Source organism: Stutzerimonas stutzeri (assembly GCF_024448895.1).
Classification (GTDB): Bacteria; Pseudomonadota; Gammaproteobacteria; order Pseudomonadales; family Pseudomonadaceae; genus Stutzerimonas; species Stutzerimonas stutzeri_Q.
Map to the genome: position 1 here is coordinate 128,552 of NZ_JAMOIC010000012.1, position 22,301 is coordinate 150,852.

The window sequence follows — 22,301 nt, forward strand, 5'->3', positions numbered from 1 at the left end:
TCCAGCGCTTAGACGTAGAACGCTTTCAGCGGCGGGAAACCGTTGAACTCCACCGCGCTGTAGCTGGTGGTGTAGGCACCGGTGGAGAGCCAGTACATGCGATCACCGATAGCCAGATTCAGCGGCAGGCCGTACTTGTAGTTCTCGTACATGATGTCGGCGCTGTCGCAGGTTGGGCCGGCGATCACCACTTCTTCCATCTCGCCCTTCTTCTCGGTCCAGATCGGAAACTTGATGGCTTCGCCCATGGTTTCGATCAGGCCGGAGAACATGCCCACGTCGGTATAGACCCAGCGCTCGACGGCAGTTCGCGATTTACGCGCTACCAGCACCACTTCACTGACTAGGATGCCGGCGTTGGCGATCAGCGAACGACCCGGCTCGAGAATGATCTCCGGCAGCTCATCGCCGAAGTCTTCCTTGAGGAAGCGGATGATTTCCTCGGCGTAGGTTTCCAGGCTGTTGGTACGGGTGATGTAGTTGGCCGGGAAGCCGCCACCCATGTTGATCATCTTCAGCTCGATGCCGTCTTCTTCCTTCAGACGCTCGAAGATCACCTTGACCTTGGCAATCGCGGCGTCCCATACGGAAATGTCGCGCTGCTGCGAACCGACGTGGAAGGAGATACCGTAAGGCTCCAGCTTCAGCTGACGGGCGAGGATCAACAGATCCATGGCCATGTCGGTCTGGCAGCCGAACTTGCGCGACAGCGGCCAATCGGCGGTGGTGGAGCCTTCAGTCAGGATGCGTACATAGACTTTCGAACCCGGCGCGGCCTTGGCGATATTGCGCAGGTCGGCTTCCGAGTCGGTGGCGAACATGCGCACACCCTTGTCGTAGAAGTAGCGGATGTCCTTGGCTTTCTTGATCGTGTTGCCGTAGCTGATGCGCTCTGGGCCAACGCCACGGGACATTACCTTGTCCAGCTCATAGATCGAGGCGATATCGAAGCTCGAACCCTTGTCACGCAGCAGATCGATGATCTCCACCGCCGGGTTGGCCTTCACCGCGTAGTAGACCTTGGCGAATTCGAAACCGGCGCGCAGATCGTCGTACGCCTTATCGATGGTTGCGGTGTCGATGACCACGAAGGGTGTTTCTTGCTGGTCAGCGAACGCCTTCATCTTCTGGAAGGTGGAACGGGAGTAATAATCTTCGATCTTGATCGACATGCATGGCTCCAAATCGGGAAACGTAAAATCGGATTAGGGGTGAGCAAGAACGCCTGATCAGTTTCCCCACTTTGGTTCGCCTACTTCCCAAGGCATGTCGCCGAGTATCACGGCCAGGCCGTCGCAGCCGGTGCGTTGACCTGGTGAATCTCTCGTCGTCAGTACTTGAGCCGGATGGATCGTTGCCAGCATGGACGTTCGGGCGCGAACTTTAGAACCACAGCTGGTTGAGATCAATGAAAAATCCGCTCTCAGTCCATATTTTGCCGCACGGGCGAACCTACCCTATTCAAACCGACCGACATGACGCGGGGATGTTCCTCGCAAGAGACGCAAGGTAGCGCTCGGCGGCGATGGGTTGAGCGCTCAGCCAACGCAGTGATGCCTGTCAGCATCTACATGCCAATCCATGCACCCTGCTTGCCCCGGCGCTGATACGCCAAGCCAGCCCGGTGGCTTTGCTTTATAATCGCCGGCTTTTTCCGACACGATTTCATACCGGGACCGCCATGACCTCTCAGGCCGCCGAAGTCGCGAAGCGCCGCACCTTCGCCATCATTTCCCACCCCGACGCGGGCAAGACCACCATCACCGAAAAGCTCCTGCTGATGGGCAAGGCCATTGCCGTGGCCGGGACCGTGAAGTCGCGTAAATCCGACCGTCACGCGACCTCCGACTGGATGGAAATGGAAAAGCAGCGCGGCATCTCCATCACCACCTCGGTGATGCAGTTCCCCTACCGCGAGCACATGATCAACCTGCTCGACACCCCCGGCCACGAAGACTTCTCGGAAGACACTTACCGCACCCTGACCGCAGTGGACTCGGCACTGATGGTTCTTGACGGCGGTAAGGGCGTCGAGCCGCGCACCATCGCCCTGATGGACGTCTGCCGCCTGCGCGACACACCCATCGTCAGCTTCATCAACAAGCTCGATCGCGACATCCGCGACCCCATCGAGCTGCTTGACGAGATCGAGGCAGTGCTGAAGATCAAGGCCGCGCCCATCACCTGGCCGATCGGCTGCTATCGCGACTTCAAGGGCGTGTACCACCTGGCCGACGACTACATCATCGTCTACACCCCTGGCCACGGGCACGAGCGCACCGACGTCAAGATCATCGAGAAACTCGACTCCGACGAAGCGCGCAAGCACATCGGCGATGAGTACGACCGCTTCGTCGAGCAGCTCGAGCTGGTGCAGGGCGCCTGCCACGAGTTCGATCAGGACGAGTTCATGAACGGGCAGCTCACCCCGGTGTTCTTCGGCACCGCGCTGGGCAACTTTGGCGTGGATCACGTGCTCGATGCCGTCGTCGACTGGGCACCACGGCCGCTGCCCCGCGCTGCCAACGAGCGCGTTGTCGAGCCGGTCGAGGACAAGTTCACCGGCTTCGTCTTCAAGATCCAGGCGAACATGGACCCCAAGCACCGCGACCGCATCGCCTTCATGCGCATCTGCTCAGGCAGGTACGAAAAGGGTATGAAGCTGCGCCACGCGCGCATCGGCAAGGACATCCGCATCGCCGATGCGCTGACGTTCTTCTCCAGCGAGCGTGAACAGCTGGAAGAAGCCTGGGCCGGCGACATCATCGGCTTGCACAACCACGGCACCATCCAGATCGGCGACACCTTTACCGAAGGCGAGAACCTCGGCTTCACCGGCATCCCTCACTTCGCCCCGGAACTGTTCCGCCGCGTGCGCCTGAAGGACCCGCTGAAATCCAAGCAGCTGCGCCAGGGCCTGCAGGAACTGGCCGAAGAAGGCGCCACCCAGGTGTTCTTCCCCGAACGCAACAACGACATCATCCTCGGCGCGGTCGGTGTGCTGCAGTTCGACGTCGTCGCCAGCCGCCTGAAAGAGGAATACAAAGTCGAATGCGCCTACGAGGCGATCAACGTCTGGTCGGCCCGCTGGATCGAGTGCGACAACGAGAAGAAGCTCAAGGAATTCAGCGACAAGGCCTACGAGAACCTGGCACTCGATGGTGGCGGCCACCTGACCTATTTGGCGCCGACCCGGGTGAATCTGAGCCTGATGGAAGAACGCTGGCCGGATGTGAAATTCAGGGCGACGCGCGAGCATCATTAAGCCGTAAACGCGCCTACTTCAGATCAGCAGCGCGATAATTGAGCAAACGCGGCTGTGCTCAATCCCTGAGAATCTCTCGCATGGATGCGAGAGATTTGTTTACCACAAGGACGTGAAATGCCCACCGAACTTCCTTCTCCTGAACAGCGTCTCTTCGCCAAAAAGCTTCGAACTCGGCTCACCGATTGCGAACGGTTGATGTGGTCGCGACTGCGCAATCGCGGCTTGGCAGGATTGAAATTCCGCCGGCAGCACCCGTACCCGCCCTATGTGCTGGATTTTTACTGCGCAGAGCTGCGGCTAGTGGTCGAGCTCGATGGGGGGCAGCACTATGACGATACCGGACTAGAGAAGGATCGTTCGCGTACCGCCTATTTGCAGCGCCAGGGGCTGAAGGTGTTGCGTTTCAATAATCTGGATGTGCTGCAGAATCTGGAGGGTGTTCTGACGGAGCTATTGCATTGGATCGAAGCACGCACCCTCACCCCAACCCTCTCCCAAAGGGAGAGGGGGCGGGATTGAGTGCGTCGGAACGTCAGGGGTCATACCGGGGCGGCAGCGCAAGGGGTAAGTTCTAGGTACCCTTTGACCGTCAAACGACACCTCAAGCCACGCAGTGCCAAACCACCGAGCCCCGTCGAACACCCAATCATCAGCCCACTCCAATCAGTCCCCTCTCCCCTCCGGGGAGAGGGCTAGGGTGAGAGGCCGGGCGTATCTCATTCGCCACGCCAAGCCCCAATCAACGCTTCTAGCTCAGAGCATTTACTATCTACGCCCCACCAAAAACGATCGAAGCACATTCCCCCACCCCAGCTCTCTCCCATAGGGAGAGGGGGCTGGATCGCTCACTCCAGCTCAACTACTAACGCCCCAAATCAATCCCGATCACCAACGGATCATGATCGGATGCCCGATACGGCTCGGTGTTATAGAGCAGCGACTGCTGGCGTGGCGTCTTGAATTCGAGGTTGTAATCCAGCACCCGCGGCTCGTCGGCGTTGATGTGCCATTCGGTCGCGCCGCGCACCTGCGGGGTCAGGCTGGTGCTGGCCAGGCCGTGATCGAGGTAGCCGGATTGTCCGGAGAAGACGTAGGAATACGCGTCTCCGCCGCCGAAAGTTGCCAGCAGATCTGTGTAGCCCGATGCGCGGATCACGTTGATCGGGTCGTCCTTCGCATAGGCGTTCAGGTCGCCGATGATCAGCCGATCCGGGTCGTAGGAGCGCGTCGGATCACGCCCCAGCCAGTCGACCAGCGCCTGGGCAGCACGAACACGGGTCAGGTTGCAGTTGCCCTGGCCGTCGCCCATGTCCTTGTCGCCGATGTCGTCGCAGCTCGACCCCTTGGACTTGAGATGATTGACCGCCACCGTCAGACGCTCGCCACTGCGACGTTCGCGGAAGGTCTGGGCCAACACCGGGCGATTGCGCATGTCGTTGAAGCGCGGGTCGACCGAGCCGTCGAGCACCGCCGCATCCTTGTGCGGGCTGACCATGTCCTGCCGGTAGATCAGCCCGACGGCGATTGCATCCGTACCGAGTCGGCTTTGCTTCGGGTCGATGAAAGCGTAGCGATCGCGACTCGGTGACGCGGCGTTCAGGCCGGCCACCAGATCGGCAATGGCGCTGTGCTCGCCATATCCGTCGTTCTCGATTTCCATCAGGCCGATGATGTGGACGTCCGCGCCGAGAATCGCGGCGATGATCTTGTCGCGTTGGCGCTGGAATTCCTCACGCGTATCGGCGCCACGAGAAGTAGGGAAGCCTGCACCGCGTCCGTTGCCGTTGAAGTAGTTCAGCACATTGAAGCTCGCAACCCGCAGGCGCCCATCCACCGCTTGCGGCGACGCAGGTCGGGGGTTCGCCGCAACGAACTTCGGAGCTTGGGTCGGCTGGACGCGATAGCTCCCAGCCAGGTAATGCAGCACCCCTTGCACATCGGTGACCTCATAACCGACCCGCAAGGTTCGGTAGGCGTCGAGTTCCGGCGTCGGATAGCGGATCGGATCGGGATTCTGCCCACTGCGCCCGTCATCCAGGACGATCCGGTTGAGATCGTTTTGCGCCTGCAGCCGCTGTGCAGGTTCGCCTGGCGACACCTTGTTGGTGGGTATCCACAAGCGTCCGCCGGAGGACAGCACCACCTCGCCGTAACGGCCCAGATCATAGACTTCGCTGACCGTCAGCGTCTGAGCGAAGCGCGCCTGCATGCCCTCGTAACGCTCAAGCGCATCGGCTGCGGCAAGTGGCAGGCTGATCTGGGTCACGGCCGGCAGCGGTTGCTTGCGTGCCTGAACACTGACCTGCGGCGAGGTCAGCTCGGTCAGGCCGTTGTATTCCGTTACCAGTCCACGCACCTGGACCCGATCACCAACCTGCACATCCACCCCGTTGCCCGATCCGAAGACGTACAGCCCCTCGGACGTTCGCGGATCGTCGTCGGTTTCATTATCCGGCGCCTGGATGAAGAAGCCGCCCAGCTCACCTTCAGCCTGGAAGTCAGCCACGACGATGCCTTCGACCGTCACCGTCTGGTTCACCAGCGGACTGACGTCCCCGGCGCCCTGAACTTCCGCAATCGAGCGCCGCCCCGCATCGTTGCCACCCGGTTCGCCTTCGCCATATTGGCCGAGATGGGCAAAGGTGTTGACCGGATAACCTTGCCACCCGGTGGCCGGATCGAAGGCATCACTGGGATTCCGATCACCCACGCTAACGGACGCCCGGCGGGTCAGAGTTCGATCAGCCGTCTGCGTCTGCCCCGAACCCCAAGCGCTGCCCGGATCGAAACCGACCTGGCCGATGCTGTCCAGTATTTCCCCTGATGGACCGCGCAGCACGATGGCGTCGTCACCGTTGTACCAGCTGCCACTGCCGCGCTGATTCGCCGTGGCCTGCAACGCCGGGTCGCCGCTTTCATGAGCCAGCACGTGCACGCCGCTCGGCGCGACTTCACCGGTGAGCGCGATGCTGCGTCCGCTGCTGGTCGAGCCGTTGAAGTAGAAGTCGACGCGGTAGCCGTCGAGGGCAATCGCTGTCTCCCCGCTGTTGTAGAACTCCAGCGCCTTGCTGTTACCGCTGCCCTCCACATACTCGGAAATCAGCAGATCGGCGGACGCCATGGAGTGCGCGCTCAGCGTGGCGATTGCCAGCAATGCAACGGCGAGCGGGTGCGGCTTGAAGCGGTCGTTGCGGCGCATGGATATCGCTCCCTGGGATCAGGCGTATTGGGGTTGGAGGGTTTTGGAAAAGACAGACGCACCGTCGATATCGCGAAGGGTGACGCTCAGGGCGCCGCTGCGTGAATCGATTTCCACTTCACCGAAGAACTGAAAACCGGCGTAGGGCGATGCGTTGGCATAAGCGGGTGCTTTCTGGAACACCAGCTCGGGGCCAAAGGTGGCATCCAGCGGATTGGGGCCGAAGCTGCCTGCATTGAGGGGCCCGGCAACGAACTCCCAGAACGGATCAAAATCCTGAAATAGCGCGCGGTTTGGATGGTAGTGGTGGGCTGCGCAGTAGTGAACGTCAGCAGTCAGCCAGACCGTGTTGCGCACCCGAAATTTGCGCAGGTAGCCCAGCAGTTCGGCGATTTCCAGTTCGCGACCGGCAGCCGGGCCGTCCTGTCCGTTGGCGATCGCCTCCCAGCGCGCCCTGCCGGCAGCATCCGTACCATCTGGCACGTGGAGACCTATGGGCATGTCGGCTGCGATGACCTTCCAGGTAGCCCGCGAACGGCGCAGCTCGCGCTTGAGCCAGGCAAGCTGCTGCCTGCCGAGAAAGGCGGTATCGGGCCCCTGCTCCGACTGCAGATTGTGGGTGTTGGGGCCGCGGTAGCTGCGCATGTCCAGCACGAACACATCCAATTGCGGGCCGTAGGGGATCTTGCGATAGACGCGGCCGGACGCATCCCGGCCGGTGAGCCGCATCGGCGCGTACTCGAGAAACGCCTGCCGACCGCGACGCGCCAGCAACTCGATGTCCTTGACCTGATAACGCTCGTCCAGCTCCTTGCCCGGCGACCAGTTGTTGGTGACTTCATGGTCGTCCCACTGCCAGATCTGCGGCACTTCAGCGTTGAACTGACGCAGGTTATGGTCGAGCAGGTTGTAGCGGTAGTTGCCGCGGAACTCGTCCAGCGTCTCGGCCACTTTGGTCTTGGCCTCGGTAACAATATTGCGCCAGAGTCGCCCGTCTTCGGCCTCCACTTCCGCCTGGATCACGCCGTCCGCATAGATCGCATCGCCACTCTGGATGAAGAAGTCAGGATGGCGCTGACGCATCGCTTCGTAGATGCGCATGCCGCCGAAATCAGCATTGATACCCCAACCCTGCCCGCAGGTGTCGCCGCCCCAGACGAAACGGATGTCCCGTGCCTGACGAGGCGCGGTGCGCAGGTGACCGAGCCAGGGTTCGCTACGGGTGTGATCCCGAGCGTCCTCGAAGCGGGCGCGGTAGAAGATCGACTGGTCCGAAGGCAGCCCGCGCAGGTCGATCCGCGCCGTGTAGTCGAGCCGCTCATCCGTGACTGGCGAGGCAATCCGCCGAGCATTGCCGAAGCCGCTGCTGGTGTCCCACTCCACCACCAACCGCGCCGGCCGGTCACAGCGGCTCCAGATCACGGCCCGGTCGGCCAGTACGTCGCCGGACTGCACGCCATCGGTGATCCAGGGGCGCGCGGCGGGTGCCGCGATAATCGCAGGCGATACGCCAAGGGCCGGCAGCGCAAGACCCGCACCAATGCCTTGAACGAGGCGGCGGCGTGTCTGGTCCAGTTCGGATTTGGTTGAGTCGGTCATGGTCGTCCCCTTCAACGGAAGCTGGAAGAAGGGTTTAAGCGAGCCGCTTGACAGAACCGTGACGCCCGGACGAACGGTAGTCAATAAAACGTCCTAACTGCACGCCATCGCTGGGTGTGGTCTTTCGACAATCGCAAAGAGCAGGTGGATCAACGATCGAGATGCCGCCCACACCCGGCGCTTCGGCGATAGGCTATGTTCGCGGCACCAAGCCCAGGAGCCACATCATGAAGCGTTTTCTGTTCGCCTTAGCACTGACCACGACCTCCGCTCAGGCCGGGGTGCTGATCAACAGCCCGTACTGGGTAGTCGGCCTCACCTGTGCCAATAATCAGGAATGCTATGCCGCCAGCAACGGTAGCTATACCGGATCGCTGAACGGGGCGCGGCGTTTCGACGATCAGGCGCAGGCCATGAAGTTTCTGGGCAGCCTGACATCCAGCCTACGGGACAAGTCTCCGCGTATTGAGCAGCGCACGGAGCAACAATGCGTACAGCCCAGCGAGAACCGCAGCTATCAAGGGCGCCCCTGCTGAGTGGCCGCCAGCGCTGGAGATTGCTAAGGGCGACGCGTTAGCTATTGCGGAAGCCTTCTCCCTGTGAGGGAGAAGGCTGGTGATCAGATCATCTCCGATCGACCTATTTCGCATCATCCTCGAGCGTCCAGGCCATAACGGAATCGCCGATCTTCGTGCCGAACGAGCCATGCCCGCCGGCCATCTGCACCACGTACTGCTTGCCGGTCTTTTCAGAAACGTAGGTCATCGGAGTTGCCTGGCCACCGGCAGGCAGCCGACCTTTCCACAACTCCTTACCGGTCTGCAGGTCGTAGGCGCGCAGGTAGTAATCCAGCGTGCCGCTCATGAAGCCCACGCCACCAGCCGTGACGATCGGGCCGCCCAGCGCCGGGGTGCCAACCGGAAACGGGATGCCAAGCGGTGCACTGTCGCGGCTGGTGCCGTTCTTGTGCATCCAGACTTTCTTCATGGTGCGCAGATCGACGGCTGTCACGTTGCCCCACGGCGGCGTCTGGCACGGCAGGCCGAGCACCGACATGAACGGCTCCAGCCGCACCATCCAGGGCGCGCCCAGGTTGGGCTGCAGACCGGTCTCGCCGCCACCGGTGCGCTCGTCCGGATCGACGTCGTTGCGGTTGACCATGGTTGAGATGAACGCCAGGTAATTCGGCGCGCCGAACAGCAGCTGGCGGCTCGGATCGACCGCCACGGACGGCCAGTTGAAGGTGCCGACGTTACCCGGATAGATCAGCGAACCCTGCTCGGAGGGCGGAGTGAAATCACCGTCGTAGCGCAGCTTGCGGAACTGGATGCGGCACATCATCTGATCCAGCGGCGTGCCGCCCCACATGTCCTTCTCGGACAGCGGCTCTTGCGGCGCGTAGCTGAGGGCCGAAGCTGGCTGAGTCGGCGCGGCGTAATCACCTTCGATGGCGCCCTGGGGAACCGCGAACTCTTCCACCGGCACGATGGGCGTCCCGGTGCGGCGGTCCAGCACGTAAAGATCACCGCGTTTGGTCGGCTGAATGATCGCCGGCACCTTGCCCTCTGGCCCGTCGATGTCGACCAGCGTCGGCTGGGATGGCAGGTCGCGGTCCCAGAGATCGTGGTGCACGGTCTGGAATTCCCAGCGCACCTTGCCGGTGGCAAGATCCAGCGCTACCAGCGTGTCGGTGAAGCGTTCCGATTCGGGCGTGCGTGGCACCGCCCACTGATCCGGCGTCTGGTTGCCGGTGGGGATGAATACCAGGCCCAGGGATTCGTCGGCTGAGGCAATGGTCCAGGAGTTAGGCGTACTGCGCACGTAGGTTTCGCCCGGTGGCAGCGGGTCCGTGGCTTCCGGATTGCCCGGGTCGAAATTCCACACCAGCTGGCCGTTGCGCACGTCATAGGCGCGAATCACACCGCCGGGTGAATCCACCGCGCCATTGTCGGTGATCGAGCCACCGACGATGACCAGCTTCTCTGTGACCACGGGCGGTGAGGTCGGCAGGTAGACACCCAACGCGCCCTCGCCGAGCCCGGCCTTCAGATCGACGACGCCGTTATCGCCGAAATCTTCGCAGGGCTTTCCATCTTCGACGTCCAGCGCAATCAGGGTGCCGTCATTGGTGGGCAGAAACAGGCGCCGCTCGCAACGCGCCACGGGTTGATCGGAAGGCGTCGTCGCGGTGGGCCCGTAAGCCGTGGCGTCATGGAATGCCAGGCCGCGGCAGGTCATGTGCTGGTAGTACTCGGCATCGCGGTTGATGCTCGGGTCGAAGCGCCAGCGCTCCTCGCCGGTGTCGGCATCCAAGGCAATGGCGATGCTGTGCGGGGTGCAGATGAACAGGTTGTCCCCAACCTTCAGCGGCGTGACCTGATTGGTGATCTCGCCCGGATCACCTTCGCCCGGCAGATCGCCGGTGTGAAACTCCCAGGCCTTCTCCAGCTTGCCGACGTTATCCGGCGTGATCAGGTTGGCCGGGGAATAGCGATCACCGCGGTTGGAGCCGCCGTAGGCTGTCCATTCGCTGGCCGAGCGGCCCGCCTGGCCGTCGGGGTTGAGCCCCTGCATCTGCGCGTCACTGAATTCACCGGTGAGCGAGTGGTAATCCTGAGTCAGGGCGAACCCAGCCATCAGCGCGCCGCCCAACAGGCCGATAGCGAGCAGCCCGCTCGCACCGTCGCGCCAGACCAGCTGGTCGCTCACGTAGCGATTGACGAACGGCAGGATCAGCCAGAGCCCGAGGATGCACCAGAGGTCGATGCGCGGCGCCAGCTGCCACCAGTCGAAGCTGACTTCATAGAGCGTCCAGGCCAGTGTCGCCAGCAGCAGCACCGCGTACAGCCAGATAGCCGCGCGACGGCGGGCGAACAGCAACCCCGCTACCACCAGCAGGCCGATGCCGGCGATCAGGTAGTACCAGGACCCGCCCAGCACACCCAGATAGGCACCACCGGCCGCCATCAATGCACCCAATACCAGAACCACCAGGGCGGTTAGCGTGATCCGCAGGGGGCGCGGCCCATAATCGATGCTCATCTACAATCTCCAGCCGATTCGTTCGAACAAACAAAAGCAAAAAATAAAGCCGGTGAAACTTTCTGACACAAAGTCTCGACCAGCTTTGAGTGGATAAGGTTCGACGGGCTTTAGTTCAGCCGCTTCGATCGGTTCATCAAGCGGCTGCTCCAACTGCGAGCGGCTGCGCCTCGGGCCGTTTGATCACGGCGTAGATCACCCCGGTCACCAGGCTGCCGGCGAGGATCGCCAGCAGATACAGCAGCGCGTGATTGATGGCGTTGGGGATCAGCAGCACGAACAGCCCGCCATGGGGCGCCAGCAGCTTTGCGCCGAAGGCCATGGACAGCGCGCCGGTCAGCGCACCACCGGCGATGCTGGCCGGAATCACTCTCAACGGATCCTTCGCAGCGAACGGAATCGCGCCTTCGGAAATGAAGCAGCAGCCCAGCACCAGCGCGGCCTTGCCGGCTTCGCGCTCGGTCTGCGCGAACTTGCGCCGGGCGATCAGCGTGGCGATGCCCATGCCGATTGGCGGCACCATCCCCGCTGCCATGGTGGCGGCCATCGGCGCGTAACTCTGGGAGGCGAGCAGCCCGACGGAGAAGGCATAAGCGGCCTTGTTCACTGGTCCGCCGAGGTCGACGCACATCATGGTGCCGAGCAGCAGCCCTAGCAGGATCGCGTTGGAAGTCCCCATGGTGTCGAGGAATTCGGTGAGCCCGGCGAGCATCTTGGCCACCGGCGTGCCGACCACGTAAATCATCACCAGACCGGTTACCAGGCTCGCCAGCAACGGAATGATCAGGATTGGCTTGAGCGATTCGATACTCGCTGGCAAGGGAATCCAGCGGCTCACTGCCTTGGCCGCATAGCCCGCAACGAAGCCTGCGATTATCCCGCCAATGAAGCCCGCCCCCAACGTGCCAGCCAGCAGCCCACCGATCATCCCCGGCGCCAGCCCCGGGCGATCCGCGATGGAATAGGCGATGTAACCGGCCAGCAGCGGCACCATTAGCTGGAAGGCCGTTTCGCCACCGATCTTCATCAGCGCGGCGGCCAGCGTGCCCTCCTCCTTGAACGCTTCGATGCCAAATACGAACGACAGCGCGATCAGCAAACCGCCCGCCACCACCATCGGCAGCATGTAGGAAACGCCGGTCAGCAGGTGCTTGTAGACACCGGTCTTTTCGCCCTTCTGTTCGCCGCCGCCGGTATTGGCTGTGGCGCCTCCGGCTAGCACAGCGCCTTCTTCCAGCGCGCGATCAAGCGTCGCGTCGGGTTGTTTGAGGGCCACGCCGGTGCCGCAGCGAAACACGCGCTTGCCGGCGAAACGGGCGACATCCACCTCGATATCAGCGGCCAGCAGCACCACGTCGGCTGCGGCGATGGCGTCCGCTTCCAGCACGTTGCGCGCCCCCACCGAGCCGCGGGTTTCCACCTGCAGGTCGTAACCCTTGCGGATCGCGGCCTGCTGCAGGGCTTCAGCCGCCATGAAGGTGTGCGCCACGCCGGTCGGGCAAGCGGTGATGGCGACAAGTTTGGGCTTGCCGCTGGTGTGCGCGGCATCCGCTTCGTCGTCCTGCTGCAGTTCGCTCGCCGTATCGGCAGCGCTGCGCAGGAAGGCTTCCGGATCGAGCAGCGCCTCGGATGGCGTCGACTGGGCGACGCGTTTGCCAACGAAGCGCTGCAATGACAACGGCCCGGTTTTCACCACGACCACCAGGTCGGCATTGGTGATCTGTGCGGGCGTCAGCGGCGAGCCGATGGCCTTGGGATCGTGGACTTCCACGGCGGTCGACCAGCCCAGACGATGGGCAGCCGCTTCGAGCAGGCGTGACGTGAGCACGCTGGTGACCATTCCGTTGGGGCAGGCCGTAACGATGAGAAGATTCATTCCTTCACCTCTTGTTCGATTTATTGGCTCAGCGGCTGGAGCCGGACCCTGGCCTCCAGGTCCGCAAGTCCATCCGTGTCGGTGATGCCAAAGCCGACCTGCCCAACCGCCTGCGCGGCAATGGCGGTGGCGTGTGTGAGGGTGCGTTCGGCCGGCCAGCCTTCCAGCAGACCGTGAAGCATGCCGGCCAGCAGCGAGTCGCCGGCACCCACGGTGCTGACGACTTGAACCTTTGGCGGATTGGCATGCAGCGGGTCGCCTGGCGAGAACCAGCTGACGCCATTGGCGCCCTGCGAAATAACCACGTGCTCGATGCCTTCGGCTTGCAGTCGTCGCGCTTCGGCTGTCAGCGCTGCCGACTCGTTGAGTTCGACGCCACGGGCCTCGGCCAGCTCTTCCTCGTTGGGTTTGATCAACCAGGGCGTGGCCGCCAGCCCGTCACGCAACGCGGCGCCGCTGGTGTCCAGCGCCACCCGCACGCCGAGTCTCTTGAGCGCCTGCAGCAGCTGGACGAACCACTTACTGTCTATGCCACGCGGCAAGCTGCCTGCGACGACCACGAGGTCATGAGCGGGCGCCAGCCGCTGGAGCCGCGTCAGCAGCTCCGTGCAGTGCGCCTCGCTCACCTTGAGCCCCGGGCCGTTGATGTCGGTGACCTGCCCGTCCGCCTCGGCCAGCTTGATGTTGCTGCGGGTATCGCCCGGCACGCGGACGAATTCGTCGGCAAATCCACGCGCGGCGAACAGCTGCTCAAAGGCCTGCAGATTGCCCTCACCGAGAAAGCCGGTGACGGTCAGCTGATGACCGAGATCAGCCAGCACCTGCGCGACGTTGAGCCCCTTGCCGGCGGCATGCACCTGCAGGCTTTCGCTGCGATTGACCTCGCCCAGGCGCAGCGACGGCAGCTGCACGGTCAGGTCAAGGGCCGGGTTGAGAGTGACGGTCAGCACGCGAGCCATCAGCAGTGCTCCCCGACGAAAGCGCGGACTTCATGGGCGCCAGGCAGCATCAGGGCTTGCTGAGCCAGCCTCTGGCAGGCCGCGAAATCCAGCTCGCGAACGCGCGCCTTCACCAAGGCGATGCTGCGCGCCGACACGCTCAGCTCATCCACGCCCAGGCCAACCAGCATCGGCACCGCCAGCGCATCGGCAGCCAGCTCACCACAGACGCCGACCCACTTGCCGTGTGCATGGGCGGCGTCGACCGTCATGCCGATCAGGCGCAGAACCGCCGGATGCAGCCCATCGGCCTGTCCCGAAAGCGTCGGATGGCCGCGGTCGATGGCCAGGGTGTATTGCGTCAGGTCATTGGTGCCGATGCTGAAGAAGTCGACTTCCTGCGCCAGCACCGGCGCGATCAGGGCCGCAGAGGGGATCTCGATCATGATGCCAACCTGCAGGTCAGCTACCGGCAGCTCAACGCGCAGGCGGTCGACCATGGCTTTGGCGGTGCGCCACTCGTCGATATTGCCGACCATGGGGAACATGATCCGCAGCGGGCGGCCATCGGCCGACGAGAGCAAAGCACGCAGCTGGGTTTCGAGAATGTCCGGGCGCTGCAGGCTCAGTCGAATGCCGCGCACACCTAGGAAGGGGTTTTCCTCGGCTGGCATCGGCCAGTACGGCAGCGGCTTGTCACCGCCGACGTCCAAAGTGCGCACCACCAGCGGGCGACCTTCGAGGGCTTCAAGCACATGGCGGTATTCGGCTTCCTGAGTCGCCTGATCCGGCGCCTGGGAATGGTTCATGAACACCAGTTCGGTACGCAGCAGGCCGATGCCTTCGGCGCCCATCGCCACCGCTTCCGGGGTTTCGCCAGCAGCGCCGATGTTGGCAGCGATCTCTACCGGATGGCCGTCACGGGTGATGGCAGGTTCCATGCGGCGTTCGTCTGCCAGGCGCTTGCGCTCCTCGCGCGTGGCACGTTCGCTACGGGCCTGTTCCAGCTGCGCCTCGGTCGGCGACACCAGCAGCTCACCGCGCTCGCCGTCTAGCAGCAGCAACGTGTTCGGCGCCAGCCCAAGCACACACGGCCCAGCACCGACGATAGCTGGAATGCCCAGCGCGCGGGCGATGATGGCGCTGTGCGAAGTGGCGCCGCCGCCAGCGGTAAGAATGCCTGCGACGCGCTGGGCGTTGAGCGTGGCGACGTCCGAAGGCGCCACCTCGTCCATCACCAGAATGTAGGGCTCGTCTGGGGCCTGATCGGCTTCAACGCCCGTCAGGCAGGCCAGCACACGGCGGCCAACGTCACGCAAATCGGCCGCACGCTCAGCCAGCAGCTTGTCGTGCAAGGCCTCCTGCTGCTGCGCCGCAATTTCGATTTCCTCCATCCAGGCGGCTTCGGCACTCAAACCTTTTTGCAGATGCGCCTGGACTTCCTCGCGCAGCGCCGGGTCGCGCAGCATGGCCTGATGGGTGGTAAAGATGTCGCGGATGCTGGCGACCTGACTCGCTTCGATCAGCGTGCCGATGTCGTCGTGCACGCCTTTCAGCGCGGCATCCAGACGCCGCAACTCTGCTACAGGGGACTCGCCGCGCTTGGGGTAGTCGATCACCTGCGGTTTACGCACAAGCACAGGGCCGATGGCGATGCCGGGCGAGGCAGCAATGCCATTCAGCTGGTCGCCCGCACGCAAGGCGGCATGCTCGGTGGCCGATTCATCAGGTTGCATGGCGATAACCGGCTGCTCCAACTCACCCGCGGCCGGCAAGGGCTCGACTTCCTCGCCCAGCCCGTCTTCCACGGCGCGCACCAGCGCCGGCAGCGCATCGCCGGCAATGGCAGGTTCGGCCATGAATTCCAGCATCTGACCGCGATGCGCACCCATGGCCAGCAACTTGCTCAAGCTCTTGGCCGATACCCCGGCGCTCTCACTGCCAGCCAGCCGCACACGGATTTCTCCATCGAAGGCCTGAGCGATTTCGGTCAGCACCTTGGCCGGACGCGCATGCAGGCCATGGGCGTTGGCGAGCGGCACCTGGGCACTCGGCCAGTCTGCAGCCACTTCTCCGCCCAGGGCTTCAAGCACTGTGCGACTGGACGTTGCCTGACTCAGCTCCTGGCCGCGGCCCTCAATCAGCAGGTTGCACAGGCGCTCGAGCATCGCCCGATGCGCTTCGCCCAGGCTGGCCAGCACGAAAAGACCGTTGAGGGGTTGGCCCTGGTGTTCAAGGTTGGATGTCGGGGTGATGAACGCCAGCCCTGGGCGCTGCACCGATTGCTCGCTACTCAGCCACCAGAGGCCATCACCCAGCGGCAACGCCTGGCCAAGCGGCAGGCTGGCATTGAAGCCTGGCTCCACGCACTGGGCGCGCTTGAGCAGCTTGACGCCCTGCCAGGCCAGCTCGTCGAAATCATCCGCAGCGACCCCTAATGAGACCAGCTCGCCATCCAGCGCCAGCGCCTGTGGCGCACCCTGCAGGAGGTCGATGATGGCTTCGGGACTTTCGGCTTTTTGCAGCGCCTCGCTCAGATCGCCCTCGCCCAATGCTCGGGTCAGCAGCTGTAGCAGCCGCAGATGCTCATCCGACCGCGCGGCAATACCGATCGCCAGATACACCAGCTGGCCATTACCCCAATCCACCCCGGCGGGGAAATGCAGTAACCGTACGCCGGTGGTGAACACTTGATCGCGGGTTTCCGGCGTGCCATGAGGGATCGCGATGCCCTGCCCGAGATAGGTCGAACCCTGCGCTTCGCGCGCGCGCAGGCCGTCGAGATAACCGGGCGCCACCAGTCCATCGGCGACCAGTACCTCGCCAAGCAGGGCGAGGGCCGCGGGCTTGTCCGCCGCGTGCTGACGCATGTGGATGTGCTGGGCATTCAACTCAAGCATGGAGAACTCCTTGCGGGCTCGCGATTGTTTTTATACCGGCGGCGTGCGAACGACAGCGCGCCGGCATGACCCGAATCCTGGGCTGGCGCTTATGACCGGACAGCTGCTGAAACGTTTCACCAGAACTTGGCACATTACGCAATTTTGGGTAACTCTAGAAGCCCGAGTTCAAACCACCCGTCTCGGGCATCCATGTACCCCTCCGTAAGAACGTGTTCCATAGTCACTGCAGACAGGAACAGACCAAGGATTTCTAGTTGAAACTGACCGACATCGCCCGCCTCGCCAACGTATCGGTAACCACCGCCAGCTATGTGCTTAACGGCAAGGCTGCGCAACGGCGAATCAGCCCAGCCACGGTCGAGCGCGTCATGGCCGTAGCCGAGCAACAGGGTTTCCAGCTCGATCAGCAGGCGGCCGGGCTGCGCCGCGGGCAGTCGCGAACCCTTGGCTTCATCGTTCCGGACCTGGAGAACCCGAGCTATGCGCGCCTGGCCAAATTGCTGGAACAGCGCGCCCGCTTGCGCGGCTATCAACTGCTGATCGCAGGTTCCGATGACGAGCCGGACACCGAGCGTCAGGTCATTCAGGTGCTTCGCTCCCGCCGTTGCGACGCGCTGATCGTTGCCAGCTGCCTGCCGGCTGACGACCAGAGCTACCGCAAGCTTCAAGCTAGCGGCACCCCGGTGATCGCTCTCGACCGGGCGCTGGATGCCGAGCATTTCTGTTCGGTGGTCAGTGATGACCGCGAGGCGGCAGCGCAGCTGACCCGCTCACTGGACGCTCCCGCGGGAGCGAGCATCGCCCTGATCAGCGCGAGGCCAGCCTTGCGCATCAGCCAGCAACGCGAAGAGGGCTTCCATCAGGCTCTTGCGCAGCATCAGGGCCAGGTCAGCGTGCTGCGGGCCGAACAGTTCAGCCGGGCCTGTGGCCGCGAGCAGATGCTCGCCCTGCTCGACCGCGGACCGCTGCCCGATGCCTTGATCACCACCGCCTATGTGTTGCTCGAAGGCGTCTTCGATGCCCTGCGTGAACGGGACCTGCTCTGGCCGGAGCATTTGCGGCTGGCGACCTTTGGGGACGCGCAGCTGCTGGATTTCCTGCCGATCCGGGTCAATGGGATTTCCCAGCAGCACGAGCAAATCGCCGAGCAAGCACTGGACCTCGCGATACGTGCCATTGAGCTGCGTGACTATCGCCCCGGGGTCATCGCGATCGAGCGTGAGCTCAAGATTCGCCGGCTCTGATCAATCTGCCCCTTGCGGGCGTTGTTTAGCTGAAGGAAGCTTGCGGCCTCTCTGGCGACCGGACCCGCGAGGAAGCTCGACTGGCGCGACCTGCACGAGTTGCAGCGATTTTGTAGGAGCCAGCTTGCTGGCGATCAAAGCCGCCACACCAGCCAAGTGCAGCCGTAGCCTGAAGAAGCTGATCGCGAGCAAGCACGCTCCTACGAGACCCTGCCGCGCCAGGCGCGAACGAGCTGTTGCCACCAGCTTCCGGCACACACTCAAAACAACGAGCCCGCTTTTTCAAATGAACATCGAACAGATCACCCAACGCCTACATGCGATCCGCGACCAGAACGACTGGCAGCGCTTTCACAGCCCGAAAAACCTCGCCATGGCCGCCAGCGTGGAAATGGCCGAGTTGGTGGAAATCTTCCAATGGCAGACCGAGGATGAATCGCGCCAGTTGCCAGCGGACAAGCTGGAGCATGCCGGCCAGGAAGTCGGTGACATCCTCATGTACCTGCTGCTGATGTGCAGCGAGCTGGGCATCGACATGGAACAGGCGCTGCTGGCCAAGCTGGCCGACAACGAGCAGCGGTTCGCCCGATGAGCGACCGCCATTTCGATGAGCTGGCAACGCGCTTCGCCGAGAAGATCTACGGTGGCGCAAAGGGTGCGATCCGTCTCGCGGTGCTGCAGGCCGATCTCGCCGAGGTCCTGCCGCAACGCCCACTGAGGGTGCTCGACATTGGTGCTGGCCTCGGCCACATGAGCCTGTGGCTGGCGCAGCAAGGCCATGAGGTCACGCTCGCCGAACCCGCCGAGCCCATGCTCCAAGGCGCTCGGCAGCGATTCGCCAAAGCCGGCCAGAATGCGACCTTCATTCAGGCGCCCTGGCAGGCCGTCGAAAGCCAGGTCGAAGGCCGCTTCGATCTGGTGATTTGCCATGCCGTGCTGGAATGGCTGGCCGAGCCTGAGGCGATCCTGCCGGTACTGCATCGCCTGGTTGCCGAGGATGGCTGGCTCTCGCTGGCCTTCTACAACCGCGACGCGCTGATCTACCGCAACCTGCTCAAGGGCCATTTCAAGAAGCTGCGCAGCCAGACCTATGCTGGCGAGCGCCAGAGCCTGACACCACAACAACCGCTCGACCCCCGTGAGCTGGCCGCGCAACTAGCGCCGCACTGGCAGGTCGAATCAACCAGTGGCGTGCGCGTATTCCATGACTACATGCCCGCCGATTTCCAGGCCCGTACCGAGCCTGCCGATTTGATCGAGATGGAACTGGCCTACCGCCGCCATCCCAGCTTCGCCGGCCTCGGGCGTTACCTGCACTGGTTGTGCCGGCCCCGCTGAATGCCGGCCGGGAGGTACCGATGTCGATCCGCATTGCTTTACCGCTGCTGTGCCCCTTGTTCTTGAGCTTTGCAGCCTGCCAGAGCAGCAACCCCTATACCGATGAATCCGAACCGATTCCGCCGGCGCCCCCCATCGAGCAGATCCAGTCGCCGACCTACCCGGCCGCGCCACGGGATTTCTCGTCCTATCAGAGCTGGAGCTGGCGTAATCCACCGGCCGGCACCGCATCCATCGGCGGTGAGGAGTTGCAGGAAATGGTCGCCGGCGCGCTCGATCAGCGCGGTCTGCGCCCTGCACCTCAGGGCAGCAAGGGCGACGTGCAGATCAGCGCCAGTGCGCAGATGGAGACGCGGGTGCGACAGGTATACGATGACTACGGGAGCCGGGTGGGTGCCGGTCGCTATGGCGGATACGGTCCAGGCTACGGTTCCGGGATTGGCATCGGCGCCAGTGCACCGATCGTGCGTAACTACGAAGAGGAAGTCGTTACCGTGCGCGTCGAGATGATCGACAGTGCCTCGGGCCAGAGCGTCTGGAGCAATCGGGCAGAAGCCCGCAGTGGCGGTAACCAGGCCGAGCGCAAGGATGCCGCCCGCGACGCCATAAACCGTCTGCTGGCTGACTACCCGCCGCGCTGAATTCAGCAAATTCCCAGGAGAAACCGACATGTTCCGGCAGTTGATGATGCTCCCCCTGCTTTTTCTGCTGGCCGCGTGCCAAAGCACGCAGGTGCAACGTGACTTCGATCCGCAGCGCGACTTTTCCGCGTATCGCTCCTGGGGCTGGAAGGAGCCGGCGTTGCAGTATCGCCCCGACGATCCACGCATCAAGAGCGACCTCACCGAGCAACGCATCCGCAGCGCAGTTAGCGAGCAGCTGGACCAGCGCGGCTTGCGACCGGCCGCGTCAGGCGCCCAACCGGACGTGCTGGTGCAGGCCTGGCTTATTGTCGATGAGCGCTCGCAGCAGTACACCACCGCTTCGATGGGCGCCTGGGGCAGCCCCTGGCACGGCTTCTGGGGCGGTCCGATGTATAGCGACACCCGCACCATTCATTACCAAGTCGGCACGCTACAGGTAGATTTCTACGATGCAGCCGACGGCAAGTTGGTCTGGCGAGGCAGCGCCGAGCATGTTCTGCGCGACAACCCAGGCGGCCCGCAGGAGCGCACGGACATGTACCGGGAAACCGTCAGCAAGGTGCTCTCGCAGTACCCGCCGCGCTAGCAATGGGCGAATAAATTCGCCCCTACGAGTCGGGATCGGCCGCGCCCCTCATAAATGGCCGTAACGGCGCCGCTTTGTAGGGTGGGATTTATCCCACCGTGGCTGCCACGGCCTGCAAACTTGCCAATACGAGTGTCGTCCTCGATCCCGTCTCGCTTCTAGCAATCCATTCGTGACTACCGGAGAAATTCAAATGCCCGCTGTTGCCTGGTGGCTCCTCGTGCTGCCCTTTGTCGCTGGATCCTTTCTGCCGTTGCAGGCCGGCATCAATGGTCAGGTGGCCAGGCATTTCGGCAGCGTGATGAGCGCGGCGATGCTGTCCTTCGCAGTGGGGACGCTGGCGCTATTCTGCATCGTGCTGTTCCAGCGGGAGTTACCCGCGCTGCAGGCGCTGCGAGGGCTGAATTGGTGGCACTGGTGCGCCGGGCTACTGGGCATGTTCTTTATCGCTACCGCAGCCTTTGCCGGGCCGCGCATCGGTGCGCTGCTGTTCATGGCGTTGGTGCTGGCCGGGCAGCTGGGCATGGCGCTGCTGCTGGACCACTTCGGCTGGGCAGGCTTTCGTCAGTCGTCGATCAGCATCGGCAAGGTTGCCGGTCTGCTGCTGATCGTTGGCGGCGTGTGGATGATCCGCCGCGGCTGAGCGCGGCGGGCGGTCACTTGCGTTCGAAGGCGTAGAACAGGTTGGGTTCGCTGACCAGATAGAGATCGCCCTGGGCATCGAAGGTCATGCCTTCGCCCTGCGGCACGCTGTCTTTCAATCCGGCGAAACCGCTCCAAAGCGAGCGGAAGCTGACCAGCTCGCCCTCGCCATCGAGCTCCAGAATCATCTTTGCTTCATCGCTCAGCAGCACCAGATGGCCGGTGCGCTCGTCAAAATGCACCGACGCCAGATCGCTGGCCATGTCTTTGTCTTCGATCCAGGCCTCACGGTCGATGATTTCCAGGTTCATCTGGCCGTTGTAGGTGGCCTTGATGCCCTTGATCTCGTAGAGCTTTCGCGGCGAGTGCTCCTTGACGACGAAAAGGCGGTCGCCGGCGCGATCGTAGCCAACCCCTTCGAAACCGGCGTTCTCCCCTGCTCCAATGCCCAGGGTGATCGAAGCGTGATCGCCGCGCTGCAACGCACCGGGTCGGTCGGGCACCGGCACGATCACCACTGACTGGCTGCGCTCCTCGGTGACGGCCAGCAGGTTGTCGCCCAGGTAGGTGATCCCTTCGACGTCTTTGAAACCGGCCAGTGGATAGCCCGCGATGAAGTTGCCATCGCGATCCAGTGCGACCAGTTGCTCCGGGTTGTTCACCACCGCCCAGAGATGGTTACGGTGTTCATCAAAGGTCAGGCCAGAGAGGTTGTTGGCGACCGACGCCACGGGCAGCGCATCGACCCGCACCTGATACTCCGGCAACCAGAGGCTGCGAGAGACCCAGGTATTCTCGTGCCAGGCCGACTTCAGGCTGTAGAACACGCGCTCATCGAGGTGGAAAGTGGCCGCAGCGTAAAGCATGCCAGTGGCCAGCAGGCCCAGCGCCCAAGCACGCGGGCGCACAGCTGATAGCCATTCCGGTCGCAGACTGGTAACAATCGGCATCGTTATTTTCTCGTCGGAGCAGTGGCACACAGCCTGCTCGGGAAGGATTGCAATTGCATGACGACGCGGCCT

The 22,301-nt window shown here is 63.1% G+C and carries 17 protein-coding genes; 9 read left to right on the forward strand and 8 right to left on the reverse strand.

Annotated elements, in window-relative coordinates; translation table 11 throughout:
- Nucleotides 1-8 precede the first annotated feature (8 nt).
- A complete protein-coding gene (locus tag NA619_RS15545) occupies nucleotides 9-1,172 on the reverse strand; it encodes a type III PLP-dependent enzyme (RefSeq protein ID WP_255962747.1) in 1,164 nt (387 codons plus the stop codon).
- A gap of 509 nt (nucleotides 1,173-1,681) precedes the next feature.
- Between NA619_RS15545 and NA619_RS15550 the strand changes: the two genes are divergently transcribed.
- Both NA619_RS15550 and NA619_RS15555 read left to right on the forward strand, forming a co-directional pair.
- The gene (locus tag NA619_RS15550) at nucleotides 1,682-3,265 is read left to right on the forward strand and encodes a peptide chain release factor 3 (RefSeq protein WP_255962748.1); all 1,584 of its coding nucleotides are present in this window, start codon (nucleotides 1,682-1,684) and stop codon (nucleotides 3,263-3,265) included.
- 117 nt (nucleotides 3,266-3,382) lie between these two features.
- Complete coding sequence (locus NA619_RS15555; protein ID WP_336605462.1) at nucleotides 3,383-3,787, forward strand: endonuclease domain-containing protein; 405 nt, start codon at nucleotides 3,383-3,385, stop codon at nucleotides 3,785-3,787.
- Between the two features lie 343 nt (nucleotides 3,788-4,130).
- On the opposite strand, the gene NA619_RS15560 is transcribed toward NA619_RS15555, so the two are convergent.
- The gene (locus NA619_RS15560) at nucleotides 4,131-6,467 is read right to left on the reverse strand and encodes an ExeM/NucH family extracellular endonuclease (protein WP_423836840.1); all 2,337 of its coding nucleotides are present in this window, start codon (nucleotides 6,465-6,467) and stop codon (nucleotides 4,131-4,133) included.
- A gap of 18 nt (nucleotides 6,468-6,485) precedes the next feature.
- A complete protein-coding gene (locus tag NA619_RS15565) occupies nucleotides 6,486-8,066 on the reverse strand; it encodes an alkaline phosphatase D family protein (RefSeq protein ID WP_255962749.1) in 1,581 nt (526 codons plus the stop codon).
- A gap of 227 nt (nucleotides 8,067-8,293) precedes the next feature.
- Between NA619_RS15565 and NA619_RS15570 the strand changes: the two genes are divergently transcribed.
- Complete coding sequence (locus NA619_RS15570; protein WP_255962750.1) at nucleotides 8,294-8,602, forward strand: hypothetical protein; 309 nt, start codon at nucleotides 8,294-8,296, stop codon at nucleotides 8,600-8,602.
- A 103-nt stretch (nucleotides 8,603-8,705) separates the two neighbouring features.
- Here the strand turns inward: NA619_RS15570 and NA619_RS15575 are convergent, their stop codons facing one another.
- The 4 genes from NA619_RS15575 to ptsP form a co-directional block, all read right to left on the reverse strand.
- Complete coding sequence (locus tag NA619_RS15575; RefSeq protein WP_255962753.1) at nucleotides 8,706-11,108, reverse strand: membrane-bound PQQ-dependent dehydrogenase, glucose/quinate/shikimate family; 2,403 nt, start codon at nucleotides 11,106-11,108, stop codon at nucleotides 8,706-8,708.
- A gap of 136 nt (nucleotides 11,109-11,244) precedes the next feature.
- Nucleotides 11,245-12,984: a PTS fructose-like transporter subunit IIB gene (locus NA619_RS15580; RefSeq protein ID WP_255962754.1), complete on the reverse strand. Its 1,740-nt coding sequence runs from the start codon at nucleotides 12,982-12,984 to the stop codon at nucleotides 11,245-11,247.
- Between the two features lie 20 nt (nucleotides 12,985-13,004).
- Nucleotides 13,005-13,943 carry a 1-phosphofructokinase gene (gene pfkB / locus NA619_RS15585; RefSeq protein ID WP_255962755.1) on the reverse strand — a complete coding sequence of 313 codons (939 nt, stop codon included), beginning with the start codon at nucleotides 13,941-13,943 and terminating at the stop codon, nucleotides 13,005-13,007.
- A complete protein-coding gene (gene ptsP / locus NA619_RS15590) occupies nucleotides 13,943-16,822 on the reverse strand; it encodes a phosphoenolpyruvate--protein phosphotransferase (RefSeq protein WP_255962757.1) in 2,880 nt (959 codons plus the stop codon). The genes pfkB and ptsP overlap by 1 nt, the downstream gene beginning before the upstream one ends.
- Nucleotides 16,823-17,079: 257 nt before the next feature.
- Between ptsP and cra the strand changes: the two genes are divergently transcribed.
- The 6 genes from cra (at nucleotide 17,080) to NA619_RS15620 (ending at nucleotide 21,280) form a co-directional block, all read left to right on the forward strand.
- Nucleotides 17,080-18,069, forward strand: a complete 990-nt coding sequence (gene cra / locus NA619_RS15595) for a catabolite repressor/activator (RefSeq protein WP_255962758.1) — start codon at nucleotides 17,080-17,082, stop codon at nucleotides 18,067-18,069.
- A gap of 286 nt (nucleotides 18,070-18,355) precedes the next feature.
- Nucleotides 18,356-18,661 carry a nucleotide pyrophosphohydrolase gene (locus NA619_RS15600; protein ID WP_255962759.1) on the forward strand — a complete coding sequence of 102 codons (306 nt, stop codon included), beginning with the start codon at nucleotides 18,356-18,358 and terminating at the stop codon, nucleotides 18,659-18,661.
- Nucleotides 18,658-19,407 (forward strand): methyltransferase domain-containing protein, encoded by a 750-nt coding sequence (locus NA619_RS15605; RefSeq protein WP_255962760.1) that lies wholly within the window; start codon nucleotides 18,658-18,660, stop codon nucleotides 19,405-19,407. Before NA619_RS15600 ends, NA619_RS15605 begins: the two co-directional genes overlap by 4 nt.
- 20 nt (nucleotides 19,408-19,427) lie before the next feature.
- Nucleotides 19,428-20,048, forward strand: coding sequence for a DUF4136 domain-containing protein (locus NA619_RS15610; protein WP_255962761.1), 621 nt, complete (start codon nucleotides 19,428-19,430; stop codon nucleotides 20,046-20,048).
- A 28-nt stretch (nucleotides 20,049-20,076) separates the two neighbouring features.
- Complete coding sequence (locus NA619_RS15615) at nucleotides 20,077-20,637, forward strand: DUF4136 domain-containing protein (RefSeq protein WP_255962762.1); 561 nt, start codon at nucleotides 20,077-20,079, stop codon at nucleotides 20,635-20,637.
- A 193-nt stretch (nucleotides 20,638-20,830) separates the two neighbouring features.
- Nucleotides 20,831-21,280, forward strand: a complete 450-nt coding sequence (locus NA619_RS15620; protein ID WP_255962764.1) for a DMT family transporter — start codon at nucleotides 20,831-20,833, stop codon at nucleotides 21,278-21,280.
- Nucleotides 21,281-21,293: 13 nt separating this feature from the next.
- Here NA619_RS15620 and NA619_RS15625 read toward each other — a convergent pair whose 3' ends face one another.
- Nucleotides 21,294-22,229 carry an SdiA-regulated domain-containing protein gene (locus NA619_RS15625; protein WP_255962765.1) on the reverse strand — a complete coding sequence of 312 codons (936 nt, stop codon included), beginning with the start codon at nucleotides 22,227-22,229 and terminating at the stop codon, nucleotides 21,294-21,296.
- Nucleotides 22,230-22,301 lie beyond the last annotated feature (72 nt).

Excerpts from the sequence above, each read along its gene's own strand:
- ptsP (WP_255962757.1), bottom strand. The coding sequence starts at position 16,822 with ATGCTTGAGTTGAATGCCCAGCACATCCACATGCGTCAGCACGCGGCG.
- NA619_RS15570 (WP_255962750.1), top strand. The coding sequence starts at position 8,294 with ATGAAGCGTTTTCTGTTCGCCTTAGCACTGACCACGACCTCCGCTCAG.
- NA619_RS15545 (WP_255962747.1), bottom strand. The coding sequence starts at position 1,172 with ATGTCGATCAAGATCGAAGATTATTACTCCCGTTCCACCTTCCAGAAG.
- NA619_RS15560 (WP_423836840.1), bottom strand. The coding sequence starts at position 6,467 with ATGCGCCGCAACGACCGCTTCAAGCCGCACCCGCTCGCCGTTGCATTG.
- NA619_RS15610 (WP_255962761.1), top strand. The coding sequence starts at position 19,428 with ATGTCGATCCGCATTGCTTTACCGCTGCTGTGCCCCTTGTTCTTGAGC.
- pfkB (WP_255962755.1), bottom strand. The coding sequence starts at position 13,943 with ATGGCTCGCGTGCTGACCGTCACTCTCAACCCGGCCCTTGACCTGACC.
- NA619_RS15600 (WP_255962759.1), top strand. The coding sequence starts at position 18,356 with ATGAACATCGAACAGATCACCCAACGCCTACATGCGATCCGCGACCAG.
- NA619_RS15580 (WP_255962754.1), bottom strand. The coding sequence starts at position 12,984 with ATGAATCTTCTCATCGTTACGGCCTGCCCCAACGGAATGGTCACCAGC.
- NA619_RS15565 (WP_255962749.1), bottom strand. The coding sequence starts at position 8,066 with ATGACCGACTCAACCAAATCCGAACTGGACCAGACACGCCGCCGCCTC.
- NA619_RS15555 (WP_336605462.1), top strand. The coding sequence starts at position 3,383 with ATGCCCACCGAACTTCCTTCTCCTGAACAGCGTCTCTTCGCCAAAAAG.
- NA619_RS15615 (WP_255962762.1), top strand. The coding sequence starts at position 20,077 with ATGTTCCGGCAGTTGATGATGCTCCCCCTGCTTTTTCTGCTGGCCGCG.
- NA619_RS15575 (WP_255962753.1), bottom strand. The coding sequence starts at position 11,108 with ATGAGCATCGATTATGGGCCGCGCCCCCTGCGGATCACGCTAACCGCC.
- NA619_RS15625 (WP_255962765.1), bottom strand. The coding sequence starts at position 22,229 with ATGCCGATTGTTACCAGTCTGCGACCGGAATGGCTATCAGCTGTGCGC.
- NA619_RS15620 (WP_255962764.1), top strand. The coding sequence starts at position 20,831 with ATGCCCGCTGTTGCCTGGTGGCTCCTCGTGCTGCCCTTTGTCGCTGGA.
- NA619_RS15550 (WP_255962748.1), top strand. The coding sequence starts at position 1,682 with ATGACCTCTCAGGCCGCCGAAGTCGCGAAGCGCCGCACCTTCGCCATC.
- NA619_RS15605 (WP_255962760.1), top strand. The coding sequence starts at position 18,658 with ATGAGCGACCGCCATTTCGATGAGCTGGCAACGCGCTTCGCCGAGAAG.